Annotated in this window: 11 protein-coding genes; 9 read left to right on the forward strand and 2 right to left on the reverse strand. The window is 67.0% G+C overall.

Annotated elements, in window-relative coordinates:
- Window positions 1-5: 5 nt before the first annotated feature.
- Window positions 6-293 (reverse strand): Asp-tRNA(Asn)/Glu-tRNA(Gln) amidotransferase subunit GatC, encoded by a 288-nt coding sequence (gene gatC / locus PSm6_RS15960; RefSeq protein WP_021217764.1) that lies wholly within the window; start codon window positions 291-293, stop codon window positions 6-8.
- A gap of 218 nt (window positions 294-511) precedes the next feature.
- Here gatC and mreB point away from each other — a divergent pair, with 218 nt between their 5' ends.
- Genes mreB through tldD form a run of 8 tightly spaced genes read left to right on the forward strand, consistent with a single transcriptional unit; the run spans window position 512 to window position 11,409 of the window.
- A complete protein-coding gene (gene mreB / locus PSm6_RS15965) occupies window positions 512-1,549 on the forward strand; it encodes a rod shape-determining protein MreB (protein ID WP_021217765.1) in 1,038 nt (345 codons plus the stop codon).
- Between the two features lie 33 nt (window positions 1,550-1,582).
- Window positions 1,583-2,617: a rod shape-determining protein MreC gene (gene mreC, locus PSm6_RS15970; protein WP_169708357.1), complete on the forward strand. Its 1,035-nt coding sequence runs from the start codon at window positions 1,583-1,585 to the stop codon at window positions 2,615-2,617.
- A complete protein-coding gene (mreD, locus tag PSm6_RS15975; RefSeq protein ID WP_021217767.1) occupies window positions 2,617-3,105 on the forward strand; it encodes a rod shape-determining protein MreD in 489 nt (162 codons plus the stop codon). Before mreC ends, mreD begins: the two co-directional genes overlap by 1 nt.
- A 49-nt stretch (window positions 3,106-3,154) precedes the next feature.
- Complete coding sequence (locus PSm6_RS15980; RefSeq protein WP_265167742.1) at window positions 3,155-3,748, forward strand: Maf family protein; 594 nt, start codon at window positions 3,155-3,157, stop codon at window positions 3,746-3,748.
- 9 nt (window positions 3,749-3,757) lie between these two features.
- A complete protein-coding gene (gene rng, locus PSm6_RS15985; protein ID WP_021217769.1) occupies window positions 3,758-5,215 on the forward strand; it encodes a ribonuclease G in 1,458 nt (485 codons plus the stop codon).
- Window positions 5,216-5,229: 14 nt separating this feature from the next.
- On the forward strand, window positions 5,230-9,060 hold the full coding sequence (locus tag PSm6_RS15990) for a YhdP family protein (protein ID WP_265167743.1): 3,831 nt from the start codon (window positions 5,230-5,232) through the stop codon (window positions 9,058-9,060).
- Between the two features lie 55 nt (window positions 9,061-9,115).
- The gene (locus PSm6_RS15995) at window positions 9,116-9,970 is read left to right on the forward strand and encodes a carbon-nitrogen hydrolase family protein (protein ID WP_265167745.1); all 855 of its coding nucleotides are present in this window, start codon (window positions 9,116-9,118) and stop codon (window positions 9,968-9,970) included.
- Window positions 9,967-11,409, forward strand: coding sequence for a metalloprotease TldD (gene tldD / locus PSm6_RS16000; protein ID WP_021217772.1), 1,443 nt, complete (start codon window positions 9,967-9,969; stop codon window positions 11,407-11,409). Before PSm6_RS15995 ends, tldD begins: the two co-directional genes overlap by 4 nt.
- Before the next feature lie 58 nt (window positions 11,410-11,467).
- Here tldD and yjgA read toward each other — a convergent pair whose 3' ends face one another.
- The gene (gene yjgA / locus PSm6_RS16005; RefSeq protein WP_043246893.1) at window positions 11,468-11,989 is read right to left on the reverse strand and encodes a ribosome biogenesis factor YjgA; all 522 of its coding nucleotides are present in this window, start codon (window positions 11,987-11,989) and stop codon (window positions 11,468-11,470) included.
- 145 nt (window positions 11,990-12,134) lie between these two features.
- On the opposite strand from yjgA, the gene pmbA reads away from it, so the two are divergent.
- Window positions 12,135-13,481, forward strand: a complete 1,347-nt coding sequence (gene pmbA / locus PSm6_RS16010; protein WP_043246895.1) for a metalloprotease PmbA — start codon at window positions 12,135-12,137, stop codon at window positions 13,479-13,481.
- Window positions 13,482-13,678 lie beyond the last annotated feature (197 nt).

Genomic DNA, 13,678 nt, shown 5'->3' on the forward strand with positions numbered 1-13,678 from the left:
TTTCCTTAGTCGATGACTTTAGGCACGAGGTAGAGGCCGTTTTCGACGGCCGGCGCGATGGCCTGGTAGGCGTCGCGGTGGTTCTCCTCGGTCACTTCGTCCGCGCGCAGGCGCTGGGTGGCTTCGAGGGGGTGGGCCAACGGCTCGATGCCGTCGGTGTCCACGGCCTGCATCGCGTCGATCAGGCCGAGGATGTTGTTGAGGGTCTCGGTGGTACGCGGGATATCGCCGTCGTTCAGGCCCAGGCGGGCGAGATGGGCGATCTTTTCCACGTCGGAGCGTTCAAGCGCCATCGGGTTCTCCAACTGAGGTGCGGTCAGCGCAGTGCATGGGACCGTGCGGGAAGGGCGCCGGGAACGGCACCGCGAACGGGCGGTCAAAGGCCGCGATGATGGGCCCAGAGGCCCGGAAAAACCGGCAATTTAACATATCGGCGCCTTGCCCAAAATCCCTGTCGTTGTTAGAGTTTGCCGCACTTTTTTACCCACGCGTTGCCTAGGGTCCCTCTCCCATGTTCAAGAAACTGCGTGGCATGTTTTCCAGCGATCTTTCGATCGACCTGGGCACTGCCAATACCCTGATTTATGTGCGCGAGCGCGGCATCGTCCTGAACGAGCCGTCCGTGGTCGCCATTCGTAACCACGGCAACCAGAAGAGCGTCGTGGCCGTCGGTACCGAGGCCAAGCGCATGCTCGGTCGTACCCCCGGCAACATTTCCGCCATCCGCCCGATGAAAGACGGCGTGATCGCCGACTTCAGCGTCTGCGAGAAGATGCTGCAGTACTTCATCAACAAGGTGCACGAGAACAGCTTCCTGCAGCCCAGCCCCCGTGTGCTGATCTGCGTTCCCTGCAAGTCCACCCAGGTCGAGCGTCGCGCCATCCGCGAATCCGCCCTGGGCGCCGGCGCCCGTGAAGTCTTCCTGATCGAAGAACCCATGGCCGCGGCCATCGGTGCCGGCCTGCCGGTCGAAGAGGCCCGTGGTTCCATGGTCGTCGACATCGGCGGTGGCACCACCGAGATCGCCCTGATCTCCCTCAACGGCGTGGTCTACGCCGAATCCGTACGGGTTGGCGGCGACCGTTTCGACGAGTCCATCGTCACCTACGTGCGCCGCAACTACGGCAGCCTGATCGGTGAATCCACCGCCGAGCGCATCAAGCAGGAAATCGGCACCGCCTTCCCGGGTGGCGAAGTCCGCGAGATCGACGTCCGTGGCCGCAACCTGGCCGAAGGCGTACCGCGCAGCTTCACCCTGAACTCCAACGAGGTTCTGGAAGCGCTGCAGGAATCCCTGGCGACCATCGTCCAGGCGGTCAAGAGCGCCCTGGAACAATCCCCGCCGGAGCTGGCTTCCGACATCGCCGAGCGCGGCCTGGTGCTGACCGGTGGTGGCGCGCTGCTGCGCGATCTCGACAAGCTCCTGTCCCAGGAAACCGGCCTGCCGGTGATCGTCGCCGAGGACCCGCTGACCTGCGTGGCCCGTGGTGGTGGTCGCGCCCTGGAAATGATGGATCGTCACGCAATGGACCTGCTCTCCACCGAGTAAGGTTGGAGAGCCATTGCACCTGAGGAGCGGGTCATAAAACCGCTATTCGCCAAGGGACCTTCGCTCGGCGTGCGCCTGTTGGCGTTCGCCGTGCTTTCTGCCGCCTTGATGGTGGTCGATGCCCGCTTCGACACGTTGAAACCAGCACGCAGCCAGATGGGCCTCGTGCTGACGCCCTTCTATTGGCTGGCGGATTTGCCGGTGCGACTCTGGGATGGCGTCAGCGACCAGTTCACCAGCCGCAGCACCCTGATCGCCGAGAACGAGAAGCTCAAGGCCGAAGGCCTGCTGATGCAGCGTCGCCTGCAGAAGCTGGCGGCCCTGACCGAGCAGAACGTGCGCCTGCGCGAGCTGCTCAACTCCTCCGCCCTGGTGGACGACAAGGTTCTGGTGGGCGAGCTGATCGGCGTCGACCCGAACCCCTTCACCCACCGCATTCTGGTGGACAAGGGCGAGAAGGACGGCGTGTTCCTCGGCCAGCCGGTGCTCGACGCCCGTGGCCTGATGGGCCAGGTGGTGGAGGTGATGCCCTACACCGCCCGCGTCCTGCTGCTCACCGATACCACCCACAGCATTCCGGTTCAGGTGAACCGCAACGGCCTGCGCGCCATCGCCAGCGGCACCGGTAACCCGGAACGCCTGGAGCTGCGCCATGTGGCCGATACCGCGGACATCAAGGAAGGCGACCTGCTGGTGAGTTCCGGCCTTGGCCAGCGCTTCCCCGCCGGCTACCCGGTGGCGACGGTCAAGGAAGTCATCCACGACTCCGGCCAGCCTTTCGCCATCGTCCGTGCCGTGCCCACCGCTGCGCTGAACCGCAGCCGCTACCTGCTGCTGGTGTTCACCGATACCCGCAGCCCCGAACAACGCGCCAACGATTCGGCCGAAGCCCAGGAAGCGGCCGATCGCGAAGCCGCCGGCAAGCCCGCTGCGACGCCCGCGCCCGCCGGTGCGGCCGCCCCAGGCGCCGCGGCAACGCCTGCCGCCCCGACTCCTGCCGCTCCGGCCCCGGCTGGTACGGCCTCCTCGACGCCGGCTACGCCGCCCGCCCACCGGGAGAACCGCTGATGGTCAGCGCCCGTTCGAACAATGGCTGGGTGATCTGGTTCAGCCTGTTGCTGGCCCTGCTGCTCAGCGTTGCGCCCATGCCCACCTTCATGGAAGTGGGGCGCCCGCTGTGGCCCGCCCTGCTGCTCACCTACTGGACGCTGGCCCTGCCGCACCGCGTAGGCATGACCACCGCCTGGCTGGTCGGCGTTGCCGAAGACGTGCTCTACGGCACCCTGCTGGGGCAGAACGCGCTGATCCTGTCCCTGATCACATTCCTCGTGCTGACCCTGCATCAGCGCTTGCGCATGTTCCCCATGTGGCAGCAGAGTCTGGTGTTGATGGTGGTCTTCGGCCTCGCCCAACTGGTGCAGCTGTGGCTCAACGCCCTGACCGGCAACCGCCCGCCGACCTTGTTGTTCCTCTTGCCCGCCCTGGTCAGCGCCTTGCTCTGGCCCTGGATTTTCGCCGCCTTGCGCGGCTTGAGCCGCCGCCTCAACGTCAAATGACCAGGCCGCGGCCATGCCGCGCGCCTTCTCGACATGGAGAAGTCCCAGCATGGCCACGCTCCACCTGGCATCCGGCTCGCCCCGCCGTCGCGAATTGCTCGCCCAGATCGGCGTTCCCTTCCGGCTTCTTTCCGCTTCCATCGATGAATCCGTGCGCCCCGGCGAACCTGCCCCGGCCTACGTCGAGCGCCTGGCCCGGGAAAAGGCCGCCGCCGGCCTGGCCGCCCTGGGCGATGCCGCCGGGGATGCCTGCGTGCTGGGTGCCGATACGTCGGTGGTGCTCGATGGCCGCATCCTCGGCAAGCCCCAGGACCGCGACGACTTCCTGACGATGCTGGCGGGCCTTTCCGGCCGCGAGCACGAGGTGTTGACCGCATTGGCGGTGGCCCAGCCCGGGCGTTGCATCTCGCGCCTTGTGACCAGTCGGGTGCGCTTCCGCGTCATCCCCCAGGCCGAGCGCGAGGCCTATTGGGCCAGCGGCGAGCCGACGGACAAGGCAGGTGGCTACGCGATTCAGGGACTGGGTGCGGTGTTCGTCGAGAACATTCAGGGGAGTTATTCCGCCGTGGTGGGTCTACCGTTGCTGGAAACGGCGGACGTGCTGGGCGAATTCGGCATTTCTTGTTGGCAGCGCGTCGGGTAGGTTCTCAGCATGAGCGAAGAGATTCTGATCAATATCACGCCGATGGAATCGCGCGTGGCGGTGGTGGAAAACGGCGTGCTGCAGGAGGTGCATGTAGAGCGCACCCAGCGTCGTGGCATCGTCGGCAACATCTACAAGGGCAAGGTGGTGCGGGTGCTGCCGGGCATGCAGGCGGCCTTCGTCGACATCGGCCTGGATCGCGCCGCATTCATCCATGCCTCGGAGATTTCCAACCGCGAGGGCAGTGCGGTGGAGAACATCACCGCCCTGGTCCACGAGGGTCAGGCACTGGTGGTGCAGGTGACCAAGGACCCCATCGGCAGCAAGGGCGCGCGCCTGACCACGCAGCTGTCGATCCCCTCCCGCTACCTGGTGTACATGCCGCGTACCGCCCATGTGGGCATCTCGCTGAAGATCGAAGACGAAGCCGAGCGCGAACGCCTCAAGCAGGTGGTGGCCGATTGCGTCGCCGCCGAAGGCATCGTGGAGACCGGCGGCTTCATCCTGCGCACCGCTGCCGATGGGGCACGGGCCGAAGAGATCCTCGTCGACATCCGTTACCTGCGCCGGCTGTGGGAGCAGATTTCCTCGCAGATGCAGAGCGCACCTGCGCCTTCGGTGATCTACGAAGACCTGAGCCTGGCCCTGCGCACCCTGCGTGACCTGGTCCACCCGCGCATCGAGAAGATCCGCATCGACTCCCGGGAAACCTTCCAGAAGGTCACCCAGTTCGTCGACGAGCTGATGCCCGAGATCGCCGACCGCCTGGAGCACTACCCCGGCGAGCGCCCGATCTTCGACCTCTACGGCGTCGAGGACGAGATCCAGAAGGCCCTGGAGCGCAAGGTACTGCTGAAGTCCGGCGGCTACCTGATCATCGACCCCACCGAGGCGATGACCACCATCGACGTGAACACCGGCGCCTTCGTCGGCCACCGCACGCTCGAAGAGACCATCTTCAAGACCAACCTCGAAGCGGCCACCGCCATCGCCCGCCAGCTGCGCCTGCGCAACCTGGGCGGCATCATCATCATCGACTTCATCGACATGGAGGACGAGGAGCATCAGCGCCAGGTCCTGCGGACGCTGGAGAAGCAGCTGGAACGGGACCACGCCAAGACCAACATCATCGGCATCACCGAACTCGGCCTGGTGCAGATGACCCGCAAGCGCACCCGCGAAAGCCTGATGCAGAACCTCTGCGAGCCGTGCCCGAGCTGCCAGGGTCGCGGCATGCTGAAGACCGCCGAAACCATCTGCTACGAGATCTTCCGCGAAATCCTCCGGGAAGCCCGCGCCTACCAGGCCGAAGGCTACCTGGTGCTGGCCAACCAGAAGGTGGTGGACCGCCTGCTGGACGAGGAATCGGGCAACGTCGCCGATCTCGAAGCCTTCATCGGGCGCACCATCAAGTTCCAGGTCGAGGGCATGTATTCCCAGGAGCAGTACGATGTCGTGCTGCTCTGAGGGCCTGAACTGATATGGCGCGTCCGGGCCTGACGTTGGTCACCTTCCTGCGTACCCTGCTGGCGCTCTGCGCACTGGGCCTGGTGCTGGCTGCGCTCTATGTGAGCCTCGGGCGGCAACTGGTGCCGCTGGTGGCCGAGTACCGAGCTGAAGTCCAGGAAAAGGCCCGTGAGGCCCTGGGCGAACCCTTGCTGATCGGTAGCCTCGAAGGCCGCTGGCGAGGCATGGGCCCGGTGCTGGTGGCCCATGACGTGATGCTGGGGGAGGGGGATGCGGTCCTGCGCCTGGACCAGGTGCGCGTGGTGCCTGATCTGCTTGGCAGCCTGCTGGCCCGTGCGCCGCGCATCGCCAGCCTGGAAGTCGAGGGCTTGCAGTTGCAGGTGCAGCAGGACGAAGCCGGCAAGTGGACCCTGGCCGGCATGCCGGCCCGCGACGACCAGCAGCCGTTCAACCCGCGCAAGCTGATCGATGGCCTCGGGGTGGTCAAACGCATCTCCCTGCTCAACAGCCAGGTCACCCTGGAGCCCTGGAAGCAGAAGCCGGTCACCTTCACCTATGTACAGACATCCCTGGGCGGCAGTGCCTCGCGGCAACGCCTGGACGGCCAGCTGACCCTGCCGGACGGCCAGCCACTGAGCCTGCGCCTGCGTACCCGGCTCAATCCCGACGTGGTGCTGGACAGCGACGCCGAGCTCTACCTCAGCCTGCCTCAGAGTGACTGGGCACGCTGGCTGCCGAAGGGCCTGACCCGTGATTGGCGCATCGAGCAGTTCAAGGGCGGTGGCGAACTCTGGGTCGACTGGAAGCGCGGTGCCCTGCAAGGCGCCGTGGCCCGTGTGCACGTCGGCGAACTGCGCGGCAGCTATGCCCAGCGCAAGCCGGTGGCCCTGCAGGACCTGGCGGTGGACGCCTACTTCAACCGCAACGACAAGGGCATGAGCCTGTTGCTGGACTCCCTGGCAGTGAGCGTTGGCGAGCAGCGCTACAGCAATGCCCACATCAAGCTGGAGCAGGTGCTGGATAACGGCCAGGGCGAAGCCGAGTGGAAGCTCGCCGCCGACCGCCTCGACCTGCAGCCCCTGGTGCCGCTGGTGGAGGGCCTGGTGCCGCTGCCGGACCTGGCTGCCGAGCTGGTCAGCGGCCTCAAGCCCCGGGGTGCCTTGCGCAACCTGCAGATGGTCTACCGGCCCCAGGTGGAGGGTGCCCGGCATATCGGCTTCAGCAGCAACCTGGAGCGCATCGCCTTCAACGCCGTGCACGGCGCGCCGGCGGCCGAGAACGTCAGCGGCAGCATCACCGGCGACCTGGCCGGCGGTGAGCTGCGGATGGACTCCGACGACTTCGCCCTGCACCTCGACCACCTGTTCCCCAAGCCCTGGCGCTACCACGAGGCCCATGCGCGGCTGACCTGGAAGCTGGATGACCAGGGCTTCACCCTGATCAGCCCCTACCTGCAGGTGACCGGCGATGAAGGCAAGGTCGCCGGCGACTTCCTCATCCGCCTGCTGCACGACCCGGCGCAGGAGGATTACATGGACCTGCGCGTCGGCCTGCACGAGGGCGATGCGCGCTACACCGAGAAGTACCTGCCGACCCTGTCCAGCGGCCTCAGCCCGGCCCTGGCCGAATGGCTGAAGACCGCGATCAAGGGGGGCGTGGTGGACGAGGGCTTCTTCCAGTACCAAGGTTCGCTGCAGCACGACTCGCCGCCGGAATCCCGCTCCATCAGCCTGTTCTTCAAGGTCCACGATGCCGAGCTGGCCTATCAGCCTGGCTGGCCGGCCCTGCGCGAGGCCCGTGGCGACGTGTTCGTCGAAGACAGCGGCGTGCGCGTGCGCGTACCCAGCGGGCGCATCCTCGACAGCCGCGTCAGCGATGCCCGCGCCGATGTGCCCCATGTGGAACACGGCCAGGTGCCGCACCTGCGGGTCAAGGCACAGCTGGACAGCAGCTTCACCGACGGCCTGAAGATCATGCAGGAGGCACCCACACCGGCTGCTGAAGTGATGGCCGGCTGGCAGGGTGACGGCAGCCTGGATGGCAACCTGGACCTGGACATCCCCCTGGAGAAGGCCGGGGGCGAACCCCGGGTCATCGTCGAGCTCACCACCCGTGATGCCCGGTTGAAGTTCGCCAAGCCGAGCCTGGAGCTCAGCGCCCTGGCCGGCACCTTTTGCTTCGACACCGCCAGCGGCCTCAGCGCCCAGCAGATCCGGGGCAAGGCCTTCGGTCGCGAGGTCACCGCCAAGGCCATCGCCGAGGGGCGCAATGGCAAGGGGCGCACGCGCATCCAGGCCAGCGGTCAGGCGGCGGTAAAGGACGTTGCCGCCTGGCTGGGGGTGACCCGGCCGCTGCCGATTTCCGGTGACATCCCCTACAAGCTCGACCTGGCGCTGGACGGCAAGGACAGCCAGCTGCGCATTGATTCAAGCCTCAAGGGGGCGGCCATCGACCTGCCGGCACCCTTCGGCAAGGCGGCGGGCGAGGTGCGTGACAGCCAATGGCGCATGACCCTGGACGGCCCCGAGCGGCGCTACTGGTTCGACTACGGCGGCCTGGCCAACCTGGCGGTCGCGGCACCGGCCACGGACTTTTCCCAGGCACGCGGCGAACTGCTGCTGGGCTCGGGCAGCGCGAGCATGCCGTCGAACCGTGGCATTCGCGTACGCGGCACCCTGGACACGCTGGACCTGGCTGCCTGGCAGGCGGTGCGTGATCGCTACGCCGCCAAGGATGCCGGTGACGCTGTGGGCCTGTTGCAAGGCGCCGACCTGCGCATCGGCCACTTCGATGGCATGGGCATGAGCCTCGAGGACTTCCGGGTCGGCCTGGCCCGTGGTGACGCCCTGTGGAAGGTCGACCTCGACAGTGACCTGTTGCAGGGCAGCGTCAGCCTGCCCGATGCCAAGGGTGCGCCCATCGTGCTCGACCTGGCGCGGGTGCGCCTGCCCAAGCCGCCGGAGAACGACGAGGCGGCGGAAGCCAGCCCCGACCCGCTGAAGGATGTCGACCCCCATGCCGTCCCGGCGCTGGATGTGCGCATCGCCCAGGTGCAGCTTGGCGACGAGCCCCTGGGCGCCTGGGCGTTCAAGGCCCGGCCGACGGCCCAGGGCACCCTGTTCAGTGACCTTGACCTCAACCTCAAGGGGCTGAAGATCACCGGCTCCACCGGGTGGGAAGGCGCCGCCGGTGCCAGCTCCAGCTGGTACAAAGGCCGCCTCGAAGGCAAGAACCTCGCCGATGTATTGCTGGCCTGGAAGTTCGCGCCCACCGCCACCAGCGAGCGCTTCCGCCTGGATGCCGACGGCCGCTGGCCGGGCTCGCCGGCCTGGGTGAGCCTCAAGCGCTTCTCCGGCACCCTCGATGCCAGCCTGCGCAAGGGGCAGTTCGTCGAGGTGGAGGGCAGCGCCCAGGCCCTGCGCGTGTTCGGCCTGCTCAACTTCAACTCCATCGGCCGCCGCCTGCGCCTGGACTTCTCCGACCTGCTCGGCAAGGGCCTGGCCTACGACCGGGTCAAGGGCCTGCTGGTGGGCAGCGAGGGGGTCTTCGTCACCCGTGAGCCCATCGTTCTCGAAGGCCCTTCCAGCGGCCTGGAGCTGAAAGGCACCCTGGACATGGCCCACGACACCATCGATGCCAAGCTGCTGGTGACCCTGCCGGTGACCAACAACCTGCCGCTGGCCGCCTTGATCGTCGGGGCGCCGGCCATTGGTGGTGCGCTGTTCGTGGTGGACAAGCTGCTGGGTGACAAGGTGGCGCGCTTCGCCAGCGTGCAGTACGAGGTGAAAGGGCCGCTGACGGAGCCGAAGATCAGTTTCGACAAGCCGTTCGAGAAGCCCAATTGATTCCGTCGGCCACGCGCTGGAGTAGCATGCGGCGATACCCGCTGTGGAGAATGCCATGACCTTCGCGGTGATCCAGATGGTCAGCCAGGACGATGTCCTGGCCAATCTCGCGACCGCCCGTCGCCTGCTCGAGTCCGCTGCCGAGGGCGGCGCGCGCCTCGCCGTACTGCCCGAGAACTTCGCCGCCATGGGGCGTCGCGACTATGCCGCCATCGGCCGTGCCGAGGCGCTTGGTGAAGGCCCGATCCTGTCCTGGTTGAAACAGGTGGCTCGTGACCTCAGGTTATGGGTGGTGGCCGGTACCGTACCGTTGCCGCCGGACGACGCGCCGGATGCCAAGCCCAATGCCTGTTCGCTGCTGGTGGATGAGCGGGGCGAGCGGGTGGCGCGCTACGACAAGATCCACCTGTTCGATGTCGACGTGGCCGATGCCCGGGGCCGCTACCGCGAGTCGGACGACTATGCCTTCGGCGAGCGTGTGGTGCTCGCTGATACGCCGGTGGGCCGGTTGGGCCTGACGGTTTGTTATGACCTGCGCTTCCCCGAGCTGTATGGGGCGTTGCGCGAGGCCGGTGCCGAGCTGATCACCGCGCCCTCGGCCTTCACCGCGGTGACCGGTGCGGCGCATTGGCAGGTGCTGGTACGGGCGCGGGCCATCGAGACCCAGTGCTATTTACTGGCGGCGGGGCAGGGTGGCGTTCATCCGGGGCCGCGCGAGACTTTCGGCCATTCGGCTATCGTCGATCCATGGGGTCGGGTGATTGCCGAACAGGCCAGCGGCGAGGCGGTGCTGATCGCCCGCCGCGATAAGGACGAACAGCTGGCGGTGCGCCAGCGCATGCCGGTGACGGCACACAGAAGATTCTTGACGCCGGCCGCACCCGGGCCGGCGAGAACGGAGAAGTTATGAGCCAATTGTTGTTATCCGTCAGTGACCAACTGCTGGCACCCGGCGGCCTTACCATCGAGCAGTTGCCGGGCGTGCTGGGCGAAGTCGCCGGCCCGGGCATCGATGCCGCCGACCTGTACTTCCACGGCCAGGTTTCCGAGTCCTGGGTGCTGGAGGACGGCATCGTCAAGGACGGCAGTTTCCACCTCGACCAGGGCGTGGGCGTGCGCGCGCAGTCCGGCGAGAAGACCGGTTTCGCCTACAGCAATGCCATCACCGCCGATGCACTGGGCCAGGCGGCCCGCGCCGCACGCTCCATCGCCCGTGCCGGGCAGCAGGGCCGCGTGCAGGCCTTCGCCAGCCCGGACGTCGCCCGGCTCTACGCGCCGGACAGCCCGCTGGACGTGATCGACCGCGCCGAGAAGGTCGAGCTGCTCAAGCGCATCGACGTCGCCACCCGTGCGCTGGACCCGCGCATCAAGCAGGTCACCGTGAGCCTGGCGGGTGTCTGGGAACACATTCTGGTCGCCGCCAGCGACGGCAGCCTGGGTGCCGACGTGCGCCCGCTGGTGCGTTTCAACGTCAGCGTCATCGTCGAACAGAACGGTCGCCGCGAGCGCGGTGGCCACGGCGGTGGCGGGCGTACCGACTACCGCTATTTCCTCCAGGAAGACCGCGCCATGGGATACGCCCGTGAGGCGCTGCGCCAGGCGCTGGTGAACCTGGAAGCCATTCCGGCGCCGGCCGGTACCTTGCCGGTGGTGATGGGCGCGGGCTGGTCCGGCGTGCTGCTGCATGAAGCGGTGGGTCACGGCCTGGAAGGCGATTTCAATCGCAAGGGCAGCTCGGCCTACAGCGGGCGGATCGGCGAGAAGGTCGCTTCCAGCCTCTGCACCATCGTCGACGACGGCACCCTGGCGGGCCGCCGTGGCTCGCTGAGCCTGGACGACGAAGGCACCCCGACCCAGTGCACCACGCTGATCGAGAACGGCGTGCTCAAGGGCTACATGCAGGACAAGCTCAACGCCCGCCTGATGGGCGTGGCGCCCACCGGCAACGGCCGTCGCGAGTCCTACGCGCACCTGCCGATGCCGCGCATGACCAATACCTACATGCTGGCGGGGGAGAGCGACCCGGAAGAGATCATCGCCTCGGTGGAGCGCGGCATCTACTGCGCCAACCTCGGCGGCGGCCAGGTGGACATCACCAGCGGCAAGTTCGTGTTCTCCACCAGCGAGGCCTACCTGATCGAGAACGGCAAGATCACCGCGCCGGTCAAGGGCGCGACCCTGATCGGCAACGGCCCCGAGGCGATGAGCCGGGTTTCCATGGTCGGCAACGACCTGGCGCTGGACAGCGGCGTGGGCACTTGCGGCAAGGATGGGCAATCGGTGCCCGTCGGCGTGGGCCAGCCGACACTGAAGATCGATGCGATCACGGTGGGTGGTACGGGAGCTTGAGGAGGGGCGTTGGGCGCTCGAAGCCGTGTGCTTTCCGGCTTCGAGCTTCCAGCGGCCTTTAACGCAGCCCGCGCTGGGTTTCGTCCAGGTCGCGGATGTATTTGAAGACCTTGCGCGCCGCGGCCGGCGGTTTGTTACGGGCCGCCTCGTGCTGGGCATGACGGATCAGGCTGCGCAGGTGCTGGCGGTCGGTTTCCGGGTATTCGGCGACGAAGGATTCCAGGGTGCTGTCGTCCCCGCCGATGAGGCGGTCGCGCCAGCGCTCCAGGTTGTGGAAGCGCTCGTTGTACTGGCGGGTGGAGGCGTCGAGCTGGTCGACCAGGGTGACGATGGCCTCGATGTCCTGCTCGCGCATGAGCTTGCCGATGTACTGCAGGTGGCGTTTGCGGGCGATGTGGGCCTTGTGCCTAGGCGCTTCGAGCAGGGCCTTCTGCAGCGCGTCGGTCAGCGGCAGCTTGGCGAGGACATCGGGTTTGAGCGTGGTCAGACGTTCACCGAGGTCCTGCAGGGCGTGAAGCTCTTTCTTGACCTGGGTTTTGCTCTTCTCTCCGGAGAAGTCGTCGTCGAGGTATTCAGACATGGGGGCGATCCAGTGGGAAACGCCGCCATGATAACCAGTCGGACGGGGATTGTCCGGCCCGGCTGGCGCCGCAATGGTGCGGTCCGTGGGGTGGTGCGCCGGGTGCGCCCGCCCCGTCGAAAAGGTTTTGTGAACTGGAGTGGCTATGAGTGAAGTAGAAGTGGTCGGCCCGCAGGCCTTGCCCGAGTTGCAGGCACGGGTCGAGCGCATCCTCGCCGAAGCCGGTCGCCAGGGTGCGACGGCCTGTGAGGTCGCGGTTTCGGTGGAGCAGGGGTTGTCGACCACGGTGCGCCAGCGCGAAGTGGAAACCGTCGAGTTCAATCGTGATCAAGGCTTCGGCATCACCCTGTACGTGGGGCAGCGCAAGGGTTCGGCCAGCACCTCGGCCACCGGCGATGACGCCATCCGCGAGACGGTGGCCGCCGCGCTGGCCATCGCCAAGCACGCCTCCGAGGACGAGTGCGCCGGCCTGGCCGATCGCGGCCTGATGGCCCGTGACCTGCCGGACCTCGATCTCTACCACCCCTGGACCATCACCCCCGAACAGGCGGTGGAGCAGGCGCTGGTGTGCGAGGCGGCGGCCTTCGATGCCGACCCGCGCATCAGCAACGCCGATGGCACCACCCTCAGCACCCACCAAGGCTGCCGCGTCTATGGCAACAGCCATGGCTTCATCGGCGGCTACGCCAGCAGCCGGCACAGCCTGAGCTGCGTGATGATCGCCGGTGGCGAAGGGCAGATGCAGCGCGACTACTGGTACGACGTGAACCGCATCGGCACCCAGCTGACCGATGCTCAGGTCATCGGCCGCCGCGCGGCGGAACGCACGGTCAGCCGCCTGGGCGCGCGCCCGGTGCCCACCTGCGAGGTGCCGGTGCTGTTCGCCGCGGAATTGGCCACCGGGCTGTTCAGCAGCTTCCTGTCGGCCATCTCCGGCGGCAACCTCTACCGTAAGTCGTCCTTCCTCGAAGGTGCACTGGGCGAGCGCCTGTTCCCCGAGTGGCTGAGCATCGACGAGCGCCCGCTGATCCCACGCGCCATGGCCAGCGCCTCTTTCGACAACGACGGGCTGGCGACCTACGCCAAGCCGTTCGTGGAGAAGGGCGAACTGGTCTCCTACATCCTCGGCACCTACTCCGGGCGCAAGCTGGGCCTGCCCAGCACCGCCAACGCCGGGGGCGTGCACAACCTCTTCGTCACCCACGGCCAGGAAGACCAGAAGGCGCTGTTGCGCCGCATGGACCGCGGGCTGCTGGTGACCGAGCTGATGGGCCACGGCCTGAACATGGTCACCGGCGACTACTCCCGTGGTGCGGCCGGTTACTGGGTGGAGAACGGCGAAATCCAGTTCCCCGTCCAGGAGGTCACCATCGCCGGCAACATGAAGGACATGTTCCGCCAGATCCTCGCCGTTGGCAGCGACCTGGAAGTGCGCGGCAACATCCGCACCGGCTCGGTGCTGATCGAGCGCATGACGGTGGCGGGCAGCTGATCGCCCGCCCAGCCGTCGTTATGAAGAACGCGCCCGGGTGGCGCGTTTTTTATGGGTGTTTTTCCCGCACCGATGGCCCGCCACGCTCGACGACGCGACTTTCATGTGCTCCGGAGATCGGTGCTGTTGGATGCTTTTGCAGCCAATCTGCCAGCCGTTAACGCATGGATTGCGTCCGCTGACGTGAGGCGGGGCCG

Origin of the sequence: Pseudomonas solani (assembly GCF_026072635.1) — a bacterium.
GTDB lineage: Bacteria > Pseudomonadota > Gammaproteobacteria > Pseudomonadales > Pseudomonadaceae > Metapseudomonas > Metapseudomonas solani.

Coding starts and splice junctions, on each gene's coding strand:
- PSm6_RS15995 (WP_265167745.1), top strand. CDS start 9,116: ATGACCTTCGCGGTGATCCAGATGGTCAGCCAGGACGATGTCCTGGCC.
- PSm6_RS15980 (WP_265167742.1), top strand. CDS start 3,155: ATGGCCACGCTCCACCTGGCATCCGGCTCGCCCCGCCGTCGCGAATTG.
- yjgA (WP_043246893.1), bottom strand. CDS start 11,989: ATGTCTGAATACCTCGACGACGACTTCTCCGGAGAGAAGAGCAAAACC.
- rng (WP_021217769.1), top strand. CDS start 3,758: ATGAGCGAAGAGATTCTGATCAATATCACGCCGATGGAATCGCGCGTG.
- mreB (WP_021217765.1), top strand. CDS start 512: ATGTTCAAGAAACTGCGTGGCATGTTTTCCAGCGATCTTTCGATCGAC.
- gatC (WP_021217764.1), bottom strand. CDS start 293: ATGGCGCTTGAACGCTCCGACGTGGAAAAGATCGCCCATCTCGCCCGC.
- PSm6_RS15990 (WP_265167743.1), top strand. CDS start 5,230: ATGGCGCGTCCGGGCCTGACGTTGGTCACCTTCCTGCGTACCCTGCTG.
- mreD (WP_021217767.1), top strand. CDS start 2,617: ATGGTCAGCGCCCGTTCGAACAATGGCTGGGTGATCTGGTTCAGCCTG.
- tldD (WP_021217772.1), top strand. CDS start 9,967: ATGAGCCAATTGTTGTTATCCGTCAGTGACCAACTGCTGGCACCCGGC.
- pmbA (WP_043246895.1), top strand. CDS start 12,135: ATGAGTGAAGTAGAAGTGGTCGGCCCGCAGGCCTTGCCCGAGTTGCAG.